This window comes from Mesorhizobium sp. BR1-1-3 (genome assembly GCF_020165455.1).
In the GTDB taxonomy this organism is placed as follows: domain Bacteria; phylum Pseudomonadota; class Alphaproteobacteria; order Rhizobiales; family Rhizobiaceae; genus Mesorhizobium; species Mesorhizobium ciceri.
The window spans coordinates 101,450-119,724 of the sequence record NZ_JAIUIC010000018.1; the positions used below are offsets into that span (position 1 = coordinate 101,450).

The following is an 18,275-nucleotide window of genomic DNA, read 5'->3' on the forward strand; positions in this document are numbered from 1 at the left end:
ACCAATGTCTGGCCTGCCCTATTGCCTTGCAATCGGTTCCGCGTCTGAATAGGTCAGGGGTCAGATCACCCTGCCCGAGCGGATATGCCCAGCGTCAACCTCAAACTTCTGCAGACGTTCCTGCTTGCCGCCGAAAACGGCAGCTTCCGACGTGCTGCCGAGGAGAGCAACCGTTCGCCATCGGCGGTCTCGATGCAGATTCGCGACCTTGAGGAGCAGATCGGCATCTCGCTGTTCATCCGCACCGCACAGCGTGCCAGCCTGACGCCGGAAGGCCAGATCCTGTTCGAGGAGATCGCCAACGTGATGTCACAGGTGCAGACCAGCCTCGACCGCCTGACGGAGGTCGCCGCTCGGCGCAAGGGCAAAGTGCAGATCGCCTGCGCCCCGACGCTCGCGGCAAGCCGGCTGGGCGATATCCTGGCGACATTCAAGTTGCGCTATCCACGCAGCATCGTCGAGGTCATCGAGAGCCCGCCGCAGGCCGCGCTTGGCCTTTTGCAACAGCAGGAGGTCGAGTTCTACATCGGCCCCGAACTGCCAAACCTGACGGACTTCCAGTTCGAGTCCATCCTCGACGATCCGCTGATGGCCTGCATCCCCACGGAAATATACGGTGGCGAAAAGAAGCTGCTACTCTCGGACCTGCTGCGCTATCCGCTCATCCTGCTCAGCCGCAAGACCGCCGTGCGCGGCCTTGTCGATCGGCTGACGGCGGCGGAAGGCATCGAGTTCAAGCCGCAATACGAGGTCGAAAGCGCACAGACGGCGGTGGCGCTGGTGTGTTCGGGACTTGGCGTCTGCGTGGTGCCCGGCATCGCCATTTCGCGCAATGACGAGCGTATGCGGGTGGTGCCGATCGACCATCGCGACGCCCACCGCTCGGTCGGCATCATCACCGCGCGGGGCTATGTGCACCACTCCTTCTCCGAACAGCTGATGAACCTCATCCGAACCAATTTGCGCGAACTGGCAAACTGAGCGTCGCGCCTTCGGACAGGCACCTTGCACGAGCGCCGAGAATGGTGCGTTGGGAACGCCGCCATTGGCAGCCCGGCCTCTCCTGAATATCAGCGCACCCTCAGTCGGTCTGGATCCAGATCGACTTGGTCTCCAGATATTCATGCAGATGTTCGATGCCGCCCTCGCGGCCGTAGCCGGACATCTTCATCCCGCCGAACGGCACCGCCGGGTCGATGGCGTGGTACATGTTGACCCATACCGAGCCGGCCTTGATGCGGCGGGCGAGCTTGTGGGCGGTGCCAAGATGACTGGTGAAAATGCCGGCCGCCAGGCCATAGGGCGTCGCATTGGCCCGCGCCACGGCTTCGTCGAGCGTGTCGAACGGCATCGCCGAAATCACCGGACCAAAGATCTCTTCACGCGCGATGGTCATCTTGTCCGACACCGCACCGAAGACAGTCGGCGCGATGAAATTGCCGCCGTCGTAGGGGCCGCCGGTCAGTCGCGAGCCGCCCGCCATCAGTTCCGCGCCTTCGTCGCGGCCGGCCTTGATATAGCCCACCACCTTGCCGGCCTGCCTGGCATTGATGAGCGGGCCGATTTCGGTTTCCGCCTCGATGCCATGGCCGATGCGAAGCCTGGCGGCAAACTCGGCGACCCGGCGCACGAATTCGTCATGGATTTCGCGGGCCACGAAAAGCCGCGAACCGGCGATGCAGATCTGGCCCGAATGCACGAACACAGCCATCGCGGCGACCGGAACCGCCTTGTCGATGTCGGCATCGCGGCAGACGATGATCGGCGATTTGCCGCCGAGCTCCAGGGAAACGCGCTTGAGGTTGGTCACGCCCGCCCGCGCGATGGCCTGGCCGGTCAGCGTCGAGCCGGTGAAGACGATCTTGTTGACGTCGGGATGTTCAGCGAGCCGCGCCCCGGCCTCTGTCCCGGTGCCGGTGACGACGTTGACGACGCCGTCGGGAACGCCGGCCTCCTGCATCAGCCTGGCGATCAGCAGCGGCGTCAACGAAGCATCCTCCGAGGGCTTCAGCACGATGGTGCAGCCGGTGGCGAGCGCCGGCGCGATCTTCCAGATCGACGCTGCGGTCGGAGCGTTCCAGGGGATGATCGCGCCGACAACGCCTACCGGCTCGCGCCTTGTGAACGAGACGATCTCGCCGGGGATCGAATTGTCTATGGATTCGCCATGCAGCGCGGTCGCCATGCCCGCATAGAAGCGCAGCATGCCGATGACGCGCCGCCGGTTGGCGAGCGTGCGCGTGATCGGCAGTCCCATGTCGAGAGTGTCGGAAACGCTGAGTTCTTCCCAATGGGTCTCGAAGAGATCGGCGATGCGCAGAAGCACGCACTGCCGCTCGTAGGGCGAGAATTTTGACCACGGCCCTTCGAAGGCCGTGCGCGCAGCGGCCACCGCCGCATCGATGTCGGCCGCCGAGCCACGCGGCACGGTGGCCAACACTTCGCCAGTCGCCGGGTTGAGCGCCTGCATCTCCTGGCCGGATTGTGCCGGAACCCACTTGCCGCCGACGAACATCGGCCGGAATTCGCCATGGTAGAGCGCCGTGGCCTTCGCCCGCGGGTCGAAATTCAGCGTCATCTCTTCCTCCTCACAATTCCGTGGCGACTATGACTCCCACGCCGGTTGACCTCAAACAAGGAAAGCTAAAAGGGCGTTCAGATAATCGGACTGTGCAATGCACGCGACTTCCCCGATGGTGCCGGCAACGGAGGAACAGATATGAGACTTGCTGGCAAGGTCGCTATCGTCACGGGCGGCGGTTCGGGATTTGGCGAAGGCATCGTCAGGAAATTCGTCACCGAAGGTGCGCTGGTCATTTTGATGGACCGTGATGAGGCCGCCGCGGCCCGCGTTGCTGCCGAAGCCGGCGAAAATGTGCGGCCAATCACTGGCGACGTCTCGACACTCGGAAGCTTCGAAGCGGCGGCAGACCTGGCCCGCTCGGCCTTTGGCGGTCTCGACATACTGGTCAACAATGCCGGCGTGGCCCAGCCGCCCTTGGCGCTCGAGACAATGGACGAAGAGATGTTCGACCGGATCGCCAACGTCAACATGCGATCCATCTACAATGGCGCCCGTGCGGTCGTTGCGCATTTCAAATCCATCAAATCAGGCGCCATCCTCAACGTCGCCTCCACCGGCGGCGTCTCGCCGCGCCCGAATTTGACGTGGTACAATGCTTCCAAAGGCTGGGCGATTGCCGCCACCCGGGCCATGGCCGTGGAACTCGCCCCCTTCGGCATCCGCGTCAACGCCATCAACCCGGTTGCCGGCGACACGCCGCTTCTGTCCACTTTCATCGGCTCCGGCGAAGAGAACCGCGCCCGCGTCGTCGCCACCATTCCGATCGGCAGGCTGTCTACGCCGGCGGACATGGGCAACGCCGCGGCATTCCTGTGCTCCGACGAGGCCAGCATGATCACCGGCGTCGACCTCAACGTCGATGGCGGCAAGTGCATCTGAGCGTTAGACCATTTGGGAGTTGGCGATGAAGCCTGTCTACGAAATCGCCGTGGTGCATGGCGACGGCATCGGCCCGGAAGTCTGCGCCGCAGCGGTTCAAGTGGTGAAAGCAGCGCTCGGTCCCGGCAGCCCCTTGCACTTCAGCGAATACCCGGCCGGAGCCGAGCATTTCCTGAAGACCGGCCAGAGCTTTCCCGAGCCGACCTTCCAGGCCTGCCGCGAGGCGGACGCCATCCTGCATGGTGCGGGCGGCTTGCCGGGCGTCATCCATCCCGATGGGACCGAAGCAGGCCTGGATTTCACGCTGAGGCTGCGCTTCGAACTCGATCTCTATGCCAACATCCGCCCCGTCAGGCTCTTCGAGGGCGTGCCGAGCCCGTTGAGCGGAGTGAAGGCCGGCGATATCGACTACATCATCTTGCGCGAGAACAGCGAAGGGCTTTACGCCGCGCGGGGATCGGGCGCGCTGTTGCGCGGCGAAGTGGCGGTCGACACGCTGGTGCAGACCCGCTCCGGCATCGAGCGTATCGCACGCAAGGCCTTCGAACTGGCGCGCCAGTCGGGCGGCGCGCCCCGTGACGGCGTGCGCCGGGTGACCTGCTGCGACAAGGCCAACGTGCTGCGCAGCTATGCCTTCTTTCGCTCCGTCTTCGACGAAGTGGCGAAGGACTATCCCGATATCGCGACCGAGCACGCGCTGGTCGACGCCATGGCGATGTATCTCGTGGTGAAACCGGGCCATTTCAACGTCATCGTCAGCGAGAACATGTTCGGCGACATCCTGTCCGACCTCGCCGCCGCGACGGTGGGCGGGATGGGCATGGCGCCTTCAGCCGAGATCGGCGCGGCCAACGGCTTCTTTCAGGCCGCGCACGGCTCGGCACCCGACATTGCCGGCAAGGGTATCGCCAACCCTTATGGGACGATCCTGTCGGCAGCCTCGATGCTCGACTGGCTCGGCCACAAGCATGGCGACGAGAGGCTCAACCAGGCCGCCGCGCGCATCCGTCGCGTGACCGAGGACTGCCTGGCCAACGGGCTTCTGAGCGCCGACCTGAAAGGCAGGGCGTCGACCAGCGAGATAACCCGTTCGGTCTGCGACCGGCTCACGGCCGGGCGCGACTGATATGACCAAGCCAAGGATAAATCTTGTTGGACCTGGCAAGGTCGGCCAGACGCTCATGCGCCGGATATTCATTGCCGGCGGGCACAGGGTCCAGACCTGAGATGGGCGCTCTCGATCGCCATGTTTCGGTCGAGGACTTTCGCAGGCTTGCCCGCCGTCGTCTGCCGAAGTCAGTCTTCGAATTCATCGATGGCGGGGCGGGGCAAGAACTCACCCTCAACGCCAATCGAAGCGATTTCGAAAAGATCAGACTTTTGCCGCGCGTGCTTATCGATGTTTCGCATCCGAACGTTTCCACGACGCTCTGGTCCGAGACCTTGCCAACACCGCTGGTGATCAGCCCGATGGGCTCCTGCGCGCTGGTCAGGCCCGGAGCCGACATTGCCATCGCGAGGGCGGCAACCGCTCGCAGCATCCCCTACACGCTCTCCACCATGGCCACGGCCAGCATCGAAGGCATGGCGCGAGCCGTACAGGGGCCGCTGTGGTTCCAGCTTTATGTGCTCAAGGATTTCGACTTCAATCGCCAGTTGGTGAGGCGAGCGGAAGAATTTGGCTATTCGACGCTGGTGGTGACCGTTGATCTGCAAGCCGGTGGCAAGCGCGAAAAGGATCTTAGGAACGGCATATCTATCCCACTGCGGCCTTCGGCCCGGCATCTCTGGGAAGGCATGCTTCATCCTCGCTGGTCGCTGCGCCTGCTGCGCGGCGGTCTGCCCCAGTTCGAGAACGTCCGCGGCTATCTCGGTGACAACAGCGCCGGCCTGACGATCGCCGCGCGTGTTGGCGGCAGCCTCCATGCAGGTTTCGACTGGGACGATTTCCGCCAGATCCGCGACTGGTGGAAAGGCCGGCTGCTGGTCAAGGGCGTCCTGCACCCGGGCGATGCGTCGCGACTGGTGGCGGCTGGTGCCGATGGCATCTGGGTGTCCAACCATGGAGGCCGCCAGCTCGACGGTGCTGTATCGAGCATCGACGCCCTGCCCGCTATCCGTCAGGCACTTGGCGCCCAAATCCCGATCCTCATCGATTCCGGTATCCGCACGGGCACGGACATCGTCAAGGCCAAGGCACGCGGCGCCACCGTCGCGGCGATCGGCCGGGCCGCCCTGTTCGGCGCCGTGGCTGGCGAGCCCGGCGTGGCCAAGGCACTGGATATCATCCTGGACGAAGTGGTGACTTGCCTCAGGCTCTGCGGGATCCCCCGTTTTCAGGAAGCGGGATCAGAAATGATAGCATAGCGCCAAGACGAGTGCTCACGCTTGGTCAAGAGGTACAGAAAACCCCCGCTCGTCCAATATTCTTCTTCCTCATCATGCCAAGGTTTTGCTATCGCGGTTGTGCAAGCGGCTGCGGGCGGCCGACCAATTGCCGCCCTCGCACGCCGCTCCTTCCCAAGCCCAGCGGCCGCCTGTCAGAGAGCGCTTGTTTGATGCACACCCGCTAGCGGCGGGCGTGATTAAATTCGAGAGGCTGCGCAGTCGGATAGGCAGACTAAGGTCGGCCGCCCGGTGCTGTTTTCGGTTCCATCCACCCGTTCTTCAGAATGTCGCGAAGCACGTTGCGGGTGTCTTCGCCCGCTGTCGTTGCGCCGCTCGCCCAAGCGACCGCCAGTGCCCCGAAAAAGATGTCGCGCCCGGTCATCGTCCGTCGTGCAAGCCCTTCGTCCTGTGCAGCCTTCAGGATTCGCTCCGTCGTCGCGATGACAGCATGGCAGGTCGGCGTCAGCGGGGATTCTACTCGGCAAGCCGCCCGTAACGGTTCAGGCAAGCCCTCATAAGCCAGCATCCAGTCGCCGAGAGCTTCAACCCAGAGTTCGAGTGCGCGGCCTGCATCGCTCTCCCCGGCTTCGATTTCAACGCGACGATGGTCGAGGCCTTCATAATGAAGAACTAACAGCGCAGCCAGCAGGGCGTCTTTGTTTGGAAAATGGCGGTAGAGCGTCCCTGCTCCCACGCCCGCCAGCTTCGCAATAGAATCCATCGAAACGTCAACACTGTCGTTGCCGAACGCTTGTCGCGCCACCTCGAGAATGTGCGCCCGATTATGCTGCGCGTCCCTGCGCAGGGCTGACGCGACCGACAATTGCGACATTACTGACTTTGAACCCTTGAATACCGGAGACACTCTCCGCATCTAAAAGCCGAATCGGAGAGAGTCTCCATATAGCCCCCGGTCGACTATTCTAACAGGTCGGCATCAGCGAGCTAAACGAGGACACGATGATCAGGCAGATGATACCGGCATGCATCCGGGCAACGGGTACCGCAACCTGCCTGGCGCCTGGCGCGCGCCGTCAGCAGATGCCGCGAGCTATACGAGTTTCGAGGCGGACTGCTCCGTCGGCAGCACCGCCCTGCGTGACCCTCTGGATGTCCGCTCAATACGGAGTAGATCCGCGCACCATGCGCTGAGCTCATAATCACAATTATCTGGAAGGAAATCGGCATGAAGATCGGCATTATCGGCGCGGGAAATATCGGCACCACCCTTGCACGAAAGCTGTCAGCCGCCGGACACGCGGTGAAGCTGGCGGGCTCGAAGGGGCCTGAGGACATCGGCGAGAAAGCGACGGAGGTTGGTGCGCTCCCGGTTGCCGCGCACGAAGCAGCCAGGGATGTCGAGGCGATCGTTCTATCGATCCCGTTTGCGAATATCCCCGATGTCGCCGGCCTCTTTGCCCATGTACCAGCCAACGTGGTCGTGATCGACACCTCCAACTATTATCCCATGCGCGACGGGAATATCGCGGAGGTTGACGATGGCAAGCCGGAAAGCGTGTGGTCCAGCGAACAACTCGGCCGGCCAGTGGTCAAGGCATTCAATGCAGTCCTCGCCCAAACGCTCGCAGAAAGTGGCGCAGCGACCGGAATGACCGGACGCATCGCGATCCCCGTCGCAGGCGATGATGTGCATGCCAAAGCGATCGCACGCGAACTGGTGAACGAGACCGGTTTCGACGCACTTGATGCCGGCGATCTCGCGAATTCCTGGCGCCAGCAACCGGGCACGCCCGCCTACTGCACGGAACTGACGTTGCCTGATCTTCAGGATGCGCTGTCCACGGCGGAAAAGGCGCGCGCACCCGGAATTCGCGACGCGCTGATCAAGGGCTTCATGGAGGCGACGCCTCCCCTCCGCCACGAGCAGATCGTAGCCCGCAACCGTGAAGTCACCGCCCGCCGATGAGAAACTTCTCCGGTTCCGGTCCGAGGTGACCAATAAGACTGTCCAAGAATTCCTTCTGTTTGTCGGGAGCAACCTGAGGGACGACGATGACGAGGTAATTTGCGACAAAGGTGAAATCCCCCTTGAGGATGCAAGGCATCAGATCCTGAGCGCGGCATGCTCCGCTGCTCAACCAGCGAGCCTGAGCCATAGCGCCTGACTGGCGGCAGGAGATTAGCCGCCGCCGCCCATGGTTACGGACATAAAGGCCCGGAAGGCCGCAGCCGCCGGTTCGATTGATCTGTCACGCGACCAGGCAAGGCCAACGTCCATAGTGGGGATGGGCTCGACAAGCCCGCGCACTTCGATGCGCTGCCCCTCCAAGGACCAGGGGCGATAAACCATGTCGGACAGGACAGTGACCCCCATGCCGGCAGCCACGAGCGACCGCACGGCCTCGACCGAACTGGTGGTAAGGACGGCGCGGAGCGAAAGGCCCGCGGCATCCCAGTAACGGGCGGCCGTCGTGCGTGCCTCGTCAACCGTCAGCATGACATAATCTTCCGCCGCCACATCGGCGAGGCTGATCTCCTGCCGCGCGAGCAGATGATGATCAGCCGAAAGCCAGAGCCGGCGGTTCGACCGCATCAAGACCTCCTGCGCCAACTCCTTGGTGTGCTCCAGGTTCGACACCAGCATCACGGCCATGTCGATGTCCCCGCACATCAAGCCGCTTTCGAGAGCGTCTCGGGGCAATTCCAGCACCTCGACCTCGATCTCGGGATAGGTCTTTCGAAACCGCGCGTAGTGGCGCGACATGTAGTAGCCGACGACCGTGTAGGTCATGCCCAGCCGCAGCTTGCCCGCCAGGCCTTTCCTATCGCGCAACGGGCTTCGGACGGCGGCAGCGACGGCCCCGGTGATAACACGCGCATGTTCAAGAAACCGCGCGCCCTCCATCGTCAGGCTTACGCCAGCGTGGTTACGCTCCAAAAGCCGTACGCCCAGGTCAGCCTCAAGCGTCTTTATCGCCGCAGTGACCGCCGATTGCGAGATGTTGAGTTCCACCGCGGCATGACTGACCTGTCCGCTCTCGGCGGTCGCGATAAAATAATCCAGCTGTTTCAAGGTGATGGTCATGGTGCGCCCTGGCCCAGAACCATTATCTGTTTTTTTGATATGACAATCAATAAACTACTATTTCACAAATGCCCTCGCATGCGCAAAAAATGCTGCAACGCCGCAAAGACGGCAGCTTCGAGGGGTAACAATGCGATGGCGGTGACGCTAAACTGCGACATGGGCGAAAGCTTTGGCCTCTACAAGATTGGCGATGATATGAGCATGATGCCCATCATCGACGTTGCCAATGTCGCCTGTGGTTTTCACGCTTCCGATCCGGATCACATGCACGCCGCCGTCCGCAGCGCCAAGGCGAGTGGCGTAAAGATCGGCGCCCATCCAGGCTTGCCCGACATTCAGGGTTTCGGCCGGCGCGAGATGCGGATGACCCGCGAAGAAGTCAGGAACACCATCATTTACCAGGTGGGAGCGCTTGCCGGCTTCCTCAAGGCCGAGGGTGTGGAACTCCACCACATCAAGCCGCATGGCAGCCTCTACTTCATGGCCATGCAGCAGGAGGCAATCGCCCATGGCGTGTGCGACGCGGCAGAGGTTTTCGGCGTACCCCTCTTCGGCATGACGGGCACCCTGCACGAGAAGATCTATCAAGAGCGCGGTATCCCATTTGTCGCTGAGTTCTATGCCGATCTCGACTACGATGCCTCCGGCAAGCTGATCTTGACACGCGTTCATGACGCCAAGGACCCCGCAGAGATGGCCGAGCGGTGCGTACGCGCCATCAGGGAGGGCGAGGGCACGGCAGAGGACGGCAGTTTCTTCCCTGTACGCTGCGAAACCATCTGCGTGCATTCCGATACGCCGAACGCCATCGAAATAGCCCGGGCCGTGCGCACCGCAATCGCCCCCTGGCACTGAACTCGACCGAACCCGCCCGCGCGGGCGGTTCCAGATTAGTCTGTCCGCAGTTTTCCGGAGCTTTTTATGGCCCAGATTCTTTCACCTCTTCCCGGCACTTTTTATCGCAGCGCTTCGCCAGACCAGCCGCCATACAAGGCGGATGGCGACGCGGTGTCCGCCGGAGACGTAATCGGTCTCATCGAAGTGATGAAGTCGTTCCACGAAGTGAGGGCCGAGACGGCCGGTACGAACATCCGCTTCATTGCCGACAATGAGGATCCCATCATGGCCGGCGCACCTATTGCGGATCTCGACTGATGCTGAAAAAGCTTCTGGTTGCCAACCGGGGCGAGATAGCGGTCAGGATCATCCGGGCCGCGCAAGATCTGGGGATCGCCACCGTGGCGGTGTATTCGGCCGCAGACGCCGAGTCGCTCCACGTCCAGCTTGCGGACGAAGCGGTCAACATCGGCCCACCAGCTGCAAAGAAGTCCTATCTCAATGTCGAAGCAATTCTGAAGGCTGCCCGCGACACCGGTTGCGACAGTGTTCATCCAGGCTATGGGTTCCTTGCCGAGAATGCCGCGTTTTCCGACGCGGTCACAGGCGCTGCATTGGTCTTCGTCGGCCCGTCGGGCGATGCGATCCGGATGATGGGAGACAAGGTCTCGGCGCGATCGGCCGCTGCCGCTGCAGGTGTCCCCGTCGTGCCAGGCTCGGCTGGCCGGGTCGAGGGCCTCGAGGCTGGCCACGAGGTGCTGACCGCAACCGGTTTTCCGGTGATGATCAAGGCGGCGGCAGGCGGCGGCGGGCGGGGCATCCGCATCGCGAACTCGCTTGCCGAGTTCGAACAAGCCTTTCCTCAGGCCGAAGCAGAAGCCCTCGCCGCCTTTGGCGATGGTGGTCTCTACATGGAAAAGGTGATCGGCAAGGCCCGCCATATCGAGGTGCAGGTGCTGGCAGACGGAAGCGATGCCATCCACTGCTACGAGCGGGAGTGCTCGCTGCAGCGGCGACGCCAGAAGGTTTGGGAGGAGGCGCCGTCGCGCGCACTTTCAGACAGGCTGCGCGAAGAGCTCTGCGCTTCAGCGGTCGCCTTGGCCAAGGCGGTCAAATACTCTGGTGCCGGCACGGTAGAGTATCTTTACGACGATGAAGCAGACCGCTTTTACTTCATCGAGATGAACACCCGTATCCAGGTCGAGCACCCGGTCACCGAAGCGATCACCGGCATCGACCTCGTTGCGGAGATGCTTCGCATCGCCGGCGGCGAGAAGCTGCGGATCCGGCAAAGCGATGTCTCCGTCAAAGGGCATGCGATCGAAGTCCGGCTCAATGCCGAAGACCCGGCGAAGGAGTTCGCTCCATTCCCCGGGCAGGTGGCCGAGCTTCGCATTCCCGGCGGTCCGGGCGTACGCTTCGATTCGATGCTCTATCAAGGCTATCAGGTGCCGCCCTTTTATGACTCGCTGCTTGCCAAGCTGATCGTGCATGCAGAGACGCGCGAGGCGGCGATAGTGCGCCTGATCCGCGCGCTCAACGAGTTGAAGATCGGCGGGCTCAAGACCACCAAGCCGCTGTTTCTTGCGCTGGCCGCCGATCCGGCGATGCGGGCGGGAGACGTGCATACCCGCTGGCTGGAAGGCTGGCTCATCGAAAACGCCGCAGCATTGGCGGGTTAAGGAGGACCGATGTCGATACGATTCAACTTCGGCGGTGACGAACATATCTTCGGCGAGGTGTCCGAAGAAATGTCGCTCACCTCCTTCTTTACCGGCCTTTCGATGACCAATGCGGTGCGTACGGCAGGCATCCGAGGCGTCACCGAGATCTGCCCAGCCAACGCCAGCTTCCAGATTCGCTTCAACCCCGACATCGTCAAGCCGCAGGATTTGCTCAGCGAACTGAAGTCGATGGAAGAGGCCGCCTCGAAGTCGGACCCGGTGCTGAAGACCCGGATCATCGAACTGCCGGTTTATTTCCAGGATCCATGGACGCGTGAAACCTGCCTGCGCTTCCGCGAGCGCCATCAGGACCCCTCCTCCACCGATCTTGAATATTCGGCACGCATCAACGGCTACGCCACGGTGGAAGAGTTTATCGAGGCCTATTCCGGCCAGCCCTGGTTCGTATCGATGGTCGGCTTCGTCGCCGGACTGCCCTTCCTGTACCAGATGGTTGAGCGCAAGAAACAGATTCAGGCGCCGAAATACTTGCGTCCACGCACCGACACTCCCAAGCTCACCATTGGCCATGGCGGCTGCTTTGCAGCGATCTATTCGGTACGCGGCGCTGGCGGCTACCAGATGTATGGCATAACCCCGGCCCCGATCTACGACCCGACCAGGAAGGTGCGCTACCTCGCCGATGACATGTGCCTGTTCAAGCCAGGCGATATCGTCAAGTTCAAGGCCATTGGCCGCGATGACTACGACGCCACGCTTGAGGAAATCGAAGCCAATCGGTGGCAGCCGACGGTTCGCGAGTGCACCTTCAGCCTGAAGGATTTCAACAGCGACATTTACGGCACCAATGCAAAGCTGATGGAGCTTATCAATGGCCGTTAAGGTAATTTCTCCCGGCCTCTCCACTTCCGTGCAGGACCTTGGCCGACCCGGCCACTATCATGTCGGCATTCCAGAAGGCGGCGGCATGGACCGCTTTGCGACACGCATCGCAAACCTGCTTGTCGGCAACGATCCGGGTGCCGCGGTGCTCGAAGCCACTTTCATGGGTCCCGAACTCGAATTCACCCAATCCGCGGTCGTCGCCGTCACAGGTGGAGAGCTCCCACCCAAACTCAATGGCGAGGAACGGTCGACGTGGGAAAGTTTTCCGGTGAAGGCCGGTGACCGGCTTTCCTTCGGCTTCCTCAAGGGCGGCGCGCGCGCTTATCTGGCCGTCTCCGGCGGCATTGACGTACCCGTGGTTCTCGGTTCGCGCTCGACTTACATTCTGGGCGCGCTTGGCGGCCATCAGGGCCGCACGCTGAAGGCGGGCGATGAGCTTCCCCTCGGCGAAGGTTCCGGCAAAGCCGGTCTTTCACTGCCTGCAAATCTGCGCCGCGCGCGCAATAGTCCGGCGGAACTCAGAATGCTTCCCGGCATATACTGGCATCGGATCACTGAGGCTGCCGGCAATCGGTTCTTTGAGGAAACCTGGAAGGTCGCGCCCGAAGCCGACCGCATCGGCTATCGCTTCCGCGGCGGGACGCCGCTCGAATTCGTCGAGCGCGAGCAGCCTTTCGGTGCGGGCTCCGACCCCTCGAACATCGTCGATGCCTGCTATCCCTACGGATCTGTCCAGGTGCCGAGTGGCACGGAGCCGATCGTTCTTCACCGGGACGCGGTTTCGGGTGGCGGGTATATGATGCTGGGCGTGGTGATATCGGCCGACATGGACCTTATCGCCCAGCTCCAGCCGCACACCCCGGCGCGCTTCGTTCCGGTGACGCTGGAAGACGCGCTTGCCGCGCGAACCGAACAGCGCGCCGCGCTGGCGCGTGCTGAAGGGCATCTGGCCGGCTGACGTCAGCCGGGAATGCCGGCGGAGGAGCCGGAGGCGAGGAGATCGGCCGGCCAAAACCGACCGCGCGTGGCGGAAGACAAAATCCGGTGCGCGAAACGACAAGACGACGCCGGGCAACGGCGTGAATTTGGCACCCGAGCAGTCCGCTAGAGACCGCCGGAACCGACAGGGGAAGACATTTGCAACGTGGCTGGCCGCAAGGCCGGATGCTTCGCGCCTTTCCGTCGGTAGAAAGAAGGAAAGGGTCATGAGTCATCTGAGCGCGGAGAACGTCTCGGTATCGTTTGCGGGGCTGAAGGCCCTGTCATCGGTAGACCTCCAAATTACGCCCGGCCGCATCAGTGGCCTCATCGGCCCGAATGGCGCTGGCAAGACCACGCTCGTCAACGCGCTGACCGGCTTCCAGGCACCGACGGAAGGCACCATCAAGCTCGACGGGGAAGCACTCACGGGTCTCAAGCCGCATCAGGTCCGGCGGCGCGGCATCGCCCGCACCTTCCAGGGTGGGCGGCTCTTCCGCGACCTGCCTGTGCTGGACAATTTGGAGGTAACGGGCGTTGGCCTGGGAATGAGCCGGCGCGCTGCCATCGCCGAAGCGGAAGCGATGCTCGACTGGATAGGCATCGGTGCGCTGGGTACCCGCATCGCCGGAACGTTGCCATACACGGACGAGCGCCGCGTCGCCATTGGCCGCGCCTTGATGGGACGGCCCGCATACATCCTGCTCGACGAGCCCGCGGCTGGCATGAGCGCACTGGAGGCGCGGGAGCTTTCCGCCCTGATAAGACACATCGCCAGCGATCTCGGCTGTGGTGTCCTGCTCATCGAGCACAATGTCGGGCTGGTGCTCGGCCTTTGCCAGCATATCGTCGTGCTCGATTCCGGAGCGATCATCGAGGAAGGACCGCCTGCCGCGATCCGCGACAGCGAGAAGGTGCGCCACGCCTATATGGGCACGGCCGCGAACACCGACCTGCCTGTGCTGGAGGCGATGGAATGAGCCTGCTCGCCCTTTCCGACATCACCATCCGCTACAGCCGTCTCACGGCGGTCCGCAATGTCTCCTTCTCCATGGACGAGGGAGAAATCCTGTTCATCACCGGCCCGAACGGAGCCGGGAAGTCTTCGCTGCTGCGCGCGATCGCCGGTGTTACGCCGGTGGCGGGCGGCCGGATCGACCTTGCAGGTCATGAGATCACCGGCCAGGCGCCGGAGAACATCGCCCGGCTCGGATTCTCCATGGTGCCGGAGGGGCGCGATGTCTTCGGCTCGCTGACGACCGAAGAGAACCTTCTGGTCGGAACCGGCATGCACGCCCGCGAACGCGGCTGGCGCAGCCGAGCGGCCGACGAACTCGAAGCCGTCTACGCAACCTTCCCGATGCTGAAAGAGAGGCGGCACGGGCAGGCGGGATTGCTGTCCGGCGGACAGCAGCAAATGCTGGTCATCGGCCGCGCGCTGATGACCAATCCGCGGCTTGTAGCCATCGACGAGCCTTCACTGGGCCTCGCCCCCAACATCAACGACCAGGTCTACGAGCGGCTGATCGCGCTGCGTGCGCAGCGCCAGCTCACGCTCCTGATCGTTGAGCAGAGCTCGGCCCGGGCGATGATGGTGGGCGGGCGGATGATCCTGATGCGTGGCGGACAGATCGTGCTCGATGGCGACGCGCGGACGCTCGGCAATGGCGAGGCGATCCAGGCTGCCTATTTCGGCTACGAGGACAATTGAGATGCTTCAGATCCTGTTCGACGCACTCTCGCTTGGTTCGCTCTACGCGCTCGGGGCGCTCGGCATTGCCCTCATCTTCGGCGTCATGCGGCTCGTGAACTTCGCGCATGGCGACGTCATCGCCTTCTGCGTCTTCGCCCTGTTATGGCCGTCTACGGACGCAATGGCCATCGTCTTCGCCGGCCAATTGCCGTGGTACCTGCTGGTGCCATTCGTGCTCCTCTGCGGGGCCGGGCTGTCGGTGCTGTGCGAAATCGTCGTCTTCAGGCGGTTCCGTCAGGCAAATCCGGCAACCATGATGATCGCCTCCTTCGCGCTCGGTTTCGTCATTCGCTACTTCCTGCTCATGCTTTTCTCCAGTCGGCCGAAATCGATCTCGCTGCTGCCCGAACTGTCCCAGCCGGTGGAGATCCTTGGTGCCAGGCTTCCCCTCCTCCAGCTCATAACGATCGTAGCCACGATGGTCATCCTGATCGGCCTGACACTGTTCCTGCGTCAAACCCGCTTCGGCCTGGAGATGCGGGCGGCGGCCGAGAACTTCTCGATGGCCCGAATGCTGGGTGTGCGTGCGAACCGGGTTATCATGGGCGCATTCGCCCTCTCCGGCGCGTTGGCCGCCGCCATTGCACTGATCTTTGGCGCCCAGACAGGCACACTGGACATCCAGATGGGCGCCTCGATCATGTTGATGGCCTTCATCGCCACCGTCATTGGCGGCCTCGGCAGCCTCGGGGGAGCCGTGCTCGCCGGCTTCCTACTGGGTGCCGCCTCGGTGATCATGCAAGTCATGCTGCCCATCGACGCCCGGCCATTCCGCGATGCCTTTGTCTATGGAGCGGTCATCCTCGTCCTCCTCTTCCGCCCACAGGGGCTTATTGCCGCGCGCGGCACCAAGGAAAGGGTCTGATTTCATGGGTGTCGCCGCCTCCCTCACCGACTCTCCCGCTGCCGGTGCCCCGGCTGCCGAGCGAAAGCCCGCCCGCTTCGCGCTTGCCCGCCGCACAATCCTGACACCGGTCCTGCTTTCTCTGCTGCTGCTGGCCATCGCGCTGATCACGGTGATGACCGGATCGCGGCCCTTCAACCAGACGGTGATCGACGTGTTCGTCCGTGTCATCCTCGTCGTGGGCCTATACATCTTCATCGGAAATTCGGGCGTTCTCAGCTTCGGGCATATCGGCTTCACCTGCCTTGGCGCCTACGCGGCCGCGTGGCTCACCATCAATCCGATGATGAAACGCGGTTCGCTGCCGGGACTGCCCGAATGGCTGCTGGCGACCCGATTGCCGTACTGGCAATCGGCTATGCTGGCAGCATTGTTCGCCGCCCTCGCCGCTCTCATCTTCGGGCGGGTGCTGATGCGATTATCGGGCATCGCGGCTTCGATCGCGACCTTCGCGATGCTCGCCATGATCAACACAATTTATTCCAACTGGGAGAGCGTGACCGGAGCGACCTCATCGGTCGTCGGCATTCCGATCGTACGCGTGATCTGGCCGTATCTCATCGGCGCCGTGGTCGCGATCTTCATCGCCTGGGCGCACGCGATCTCCCGGTCCGGCCTGGCCCTTCGTGCTGCCCGCGACGAGCCCACCGCCGCCGCGGCTTCCGGTATCGACATTCCCAGGGAAAGATTGGTGGCATTCGTCATATCAGGCGCGGTGATGGGGCTGGGCGGTGCGCTCATGGCTCATTCCATCGGCGTGGTCACACCCGACACATTCTATCTCGGTCTCACCTTCATCACCCTTTCCATGCTCGTTGTCGGCGGCATGGGCAGCCTGTCGGGGGGTGTGGTGGGTGTCGTCCTGCTGTCCGCCCTCATCCAGGCGCTGCGCTGGCTGGAGGCAGGCGTATCGCTCGGCGAGTCCACTTTCGCCCTCCCGAAAGGGGTTCAGGAAATAGCCCTCGGCGTCATCATGATCGTGATCCTCGCGCTTCGCCCATCCGGACTCATGGGCAACCGCGAGATCACCTTACCCCGCAGCAGTCGCAACAAGTGACCGGCGGCACAAGCCCGACCGGGAAACAAAAAGGAGACGTGCATGACATACAAAATGAGAATTGTCGCAACCGCTCTGGCCTCGATGTCCATCGCATACCCGGCCCTGGCCGATGACAAGACCATCGTCATCGGCTTCGCCACTGCGGAGTCGGGCTTCATGGAAGCCTATGACAAGCCTGCGCAGGAGGCGGCCTTGATCCGCATCGACGAGATCAATGCGGCTGGCGGTCTGCTTGGAAAGCAGATCAAGGTCGTCAAGGCCGACACCAAGTCCGACCGGGCCGAAGGCGCCAAGGCGGGCCTCTCCGTGCTCGACCAGGGCGCGGATCTCGTGGTCGTCTCGTGCGACTACGACTTCGGATCGCCGGCTGCGCTCGCGGCCGAGGACGCGGGCCGTATCTCCTTCTTCCTGTGCGCGGAATCCGTCAAGGCCGGTATCCAGGGTGTCGGCCCGCACAGCTTCTCCGCGTCGGTGCTGGCGCCCGTGCAGGGCGCGACCATGGCCGAGTGGGCATTCAAGGAAAAAGGCGCAAAGGACTTCTACCGTCTGCTCGATACCTGGACGGCCTACAACAAGGGCATCTGCGACGGCTTCGACTGGATGATGCCGAAGCTCGAAGCCCAAGGCGCGAAGCTTGTCGGTGAAGACACCTTCAAGAACGAGGACGCCTCCATCGCCGCGCAGATCACCCGCATCAAGTCTCTGCCGAAGGAGCCGGATGCGATCATGCTTTGCACAATGATGCCGGGCGCTGTCTCGGCCATCAAGCAGCTTCGTGCCGCGGGCATCAACTCCATGATCCTGAATGGCTCGGGCGTCGACGGTAGCTATTGGCTATCCGCCGTGCCCGATCTGACGAACTTCTACGTCCCCGTTCAGGGATCGATCTATGGCGACGATCCCAATCCGGAAGTGCTGAAGTTCAATGCCACCTACAAGGCGAAGACAGGCGCCGATCCCTCGAGCCAGTATGTCTTTCCGGGTTACGTCATGGTCGACGTCTGGGCCAAGGCGGTGGAGCGTGCAGGCACGACCGATGCCGACGCCGTCGTCGCGGAACTGGAGAAGATGAAGAACGAGCCGACGCTGTTCGGGCCTCGTACCTTCACGCCGGAACTGCATCACCAGAACCAGACGCGGTACCTGATCGTCGAGACCAAGGCCGGCAAGCCGGGTGTTGTAGGCAACTGGACGATTTCCGAGCCGGTACCGATGGAAGCCTTGCTCAAGTAAGAAGATGGGCCGGGTAAGCCCGGCCCTTTCATGTTTTGAG

General features: G+C 62.7%; 18 protein-coding genes. 15 read left to right on the top strand and 3 right to left on the bottom strand.

Annotated elements, in window-relative coordinates; all coding sequences use genetic code 11:
* Positions 1–84: 84 nt before the first annotated feature.
* Positions 85–981 carry a LysR family transcriptional regulator gene (locus tag LB559_RS30005; RefSeq protein ID WP_013533142.1) on the top strand — a complete coding sequence of 299 codons (897 nt, stop codon included), beginning with the start codon at positions 85–87 and terminating at the stop codon, positions 979–981.
* A 100-nt stretch (positions 982–1,081) separates the two neighbouring features.
* Here the strand turns inward: LB559_RS30005 and LB559_RS30010 are convergent, their stop codons facing one another.
* Complete coding sequence (locus tag LB559_RS30010; protein WP_224675659.1) at positions 1,082–2,578, bottom strand: aldehyde dehydrogenase family protein; 1,497 nt, start codon at positions 2,576–2,578, stop codon at positions 1,082–1,084.
* A 141-nt stretch (positions 2,579–2,719) separates the two neighbouring features.
* Here LB559_RS30010 and LB559_RS30015 point away from each other — a divergent pair, with 141 nt between their 5' ends.
* The 3 genes from LB559_RS30015 to LB559_RS30025 all read left to right on the top strand — a co-directional run bounded on the left by LB559_RS30015 (position 2,720) and on the right by LB559_RS30025 (position 5,830).
* A complete protein-coding gene (locus LB559_RS30015; RefSeq protein WP_027163984.1) occupies positions 2,720–3,463 on the top strand; it encodes a glucose 1-dehydrogenase in 744 nt (247 codons plus the stop codon).
* Between the two features lie 25 nt (positions 3,464–3,488).
* Positions 3,489–4,589: an isocitrate/isopropylmalate dehydrogenase family protein gene (locus tag LB559_RS30020; RefSeq protein ID WP_063171496.1), complete on the top strand. Its 1,101-nt coding sequence runs from the start codon at positions 3,489–3,491 to the stop codon at positions 4,587–4,589.
* A gap of 101 nt (positions 4,590–4,690) precedes the next feature.
* Positions 4,691–5,830 carry an alpha-hydroxy acid oxidase gene (locus tag LB559_RS30025; RefSeq protein WP_224675660.1) on the top strand — a complete coding sequence of 380 codons (1,140 nt, stop codon included), beginning with the start codon at positions 4,691–4,693 and terminating at the stop codon, positions 5,828–5,830.
* Between the two features lie 253 nt (positions 5,831–6,083).
* On the opposite strand, the gene LB559_RS30030 is transcribed toward LB559_RS30025, so the two are convergent.
* A complete protein-coding gene (locus tag LB559_RS30030; protein ID WP_224675661.1) occupies positions 6,084–6,683 on the bottom strand; it encodes a TetR/AcrR family transcriptional regulator in 600 nt (199 codons plus the stop codon).
* Positions 6,684–7,037: 354 nt separating this feature from the next.
* On the opposite strand from LB559_RS30030, the gene LB559_RS30035 reads away from it, so the two are divergent.
* The gene (locus LB559_RS30035) at positions 7,038–7,778 is read left to right on the top strand and encodes an NADPH-dependent F420 reductase (RefSeq protein ID WP_224675662.1); all 741 of its coding nucleotides are present in this window, start codon (positions 7,038–7,040) and stop codon (positions 7,776–7,778) included.
* Between the two features lie 213 nt (positions 7,779–7,991).
* On the opposite strand, the gene LB559_RS30040 is transcribed toward LB559_RS30035, so the two are convergent.
* Positions 7,992–8,897, bottom strand: a complete 906-nt coding sequence (locus LB559_RS30040; protein ID WP_224675663.1) for a LysR family transcriptional regulator — start codon at positions 8,895–8,897, stop codon at positions 7,992–7,994.
* A gap of 135 nt (positions 8,898–9,032) precedes the next feature.
* Here LB559_RS30040 and LB559_RS30045 point away from each other — a divergent pair, with 135 nt between their 5' ends.
* The 10 genes from LB559_RS30045 to LB559_RS30090 all read left to right on the top strand — a co-directional run bounded on the left by LB559_RS30045 (position 9,033) and on the right by LB559_RS30090 (position 18,235).
* Positions 9,033–9,755 (top strand): LamB/YcsF family protein, encoded by a 723-nt coding sequence (locus LB559_RS30045; RefSeq protein WP_224675664.1) that lies wholly within the window; start codon positions 9,033–9,035, stop codon positions 9,753–9,755.
* 66 nt (positions 9,756–9,821) lie between these two features.
* The gene (locus LB559_RS30050) at positions 9,822–10,055 is read left to right on the top strand and encodes an acetyl-CoA carboxylase (RefSeq protein ID WP_013533152.1); all 234 of its coding nucleotides are present in this window, start codon (positions 9,822–9,824) and stop codon (positions 10,053–10,055) included.
* Positions 10,055–11,419, top strand: coding sequence for an acetyl-CoA carboxylase biotin carboxylase subunit (locus tag LB559_RS30055; protein ID WP_013533153.1), 1,365 nt, complete (start codon positions 10,055–10,057; stop codon positions 11,417–11,419). The genes LB559_RS30050 and LB559_RS30055 overlap by 1 nt, the downstream gene beginning before the upstream one ends.
* A 9-nt stretch (positions 11,420–11,428) precedes the next feature.
* Complete coding sequence (locus LB559_RS30060) at positions 11,429–12,304, top strand: 5-oxoprolinase subunit B family protein (RefSeq protein ID WP_013533154.1); 876 nt, start codon at positions 11,429–11,431, stop codon at positions 12,302–12,304.
* On the top strand, positions 12,294–13,265 hold the full coding sequence (locus tag LB559_RS30065; protein WP_063167471.1) for a biotin-dependent carboxyltransferase family protein: 972 nt from the start codon (positions 12,294–12,296) through the stop codon (positions 13,263–13,265). Before LB559_RS30060 ends, LB559_RS30065 begins: the two co-directional genes overlap by 11 nt.
* Before the next feature lie 247 nt (positions 13,266–13,512).
* A complete protein-coding gene (locus tag LB559_RS30070) occupies positions 13,513–14,265 on the top strand; it encodes an ABC transporter ATP-binding protein (protein ID WP_224675665.1) in 753 nt (250 codons plus the stop codon).
* On the top strand, positions 14,262–14,996 hold the full coding sequence (locus LB559_RS30075) for an ABC transporter ATP-binding protein (RefSeq protein WP_013533157.1): 735 nt from the start codon (positions 14,262–14,264) through the stop codon (positions 14,994–14,996). Before LB559_RS30070 ends, LB559_RS30075 begins: the two co-directional genes overlap by 4 nt.
* Position 14,997: 1 nt before the next feature.
* The gene (locus tag LB559_RS30080) at positions 14,998–15,903 is read left to right on the top strand and encodes a branched-chain amino acid ABC transporter permease (RefSeq protein WP_027036291.1); all 906 of its coding nucleotides are present in this window, start codon (positions 14,998–15,000) and stop codon (positions 15,901–15,903) included.
* A 4-nt stretch (positions 15,904–15,907) separates the two neighbouring features.
* On the top strand, positions 15,908–16,999 hold the full coding sequence (locus LB559_RS30085; RefSeq protein WP_224620023.1) for a branched-chain amino acid ABC transporter permease: 1,092 nt from the start codon (positions 15,908–15,910) through the stop codon (positions 16,997–16,999).
* A 42-nt stretch (positions 17,000–17,041) separates the two neighbouring features.
* Positions 17,042–18,235 (top strand): ABC transporter substrate-binding protein, encoded by a 1,194-nt coding sequence (locus LB559_RS30090; protein ID WP_013533160.1) that lies wholly within the window; start codon positions 17,042–17,044, stop codon positions 18,233–18,235.
* Positions 18,236–18,275: the final 40 nt, after the last annotated feature.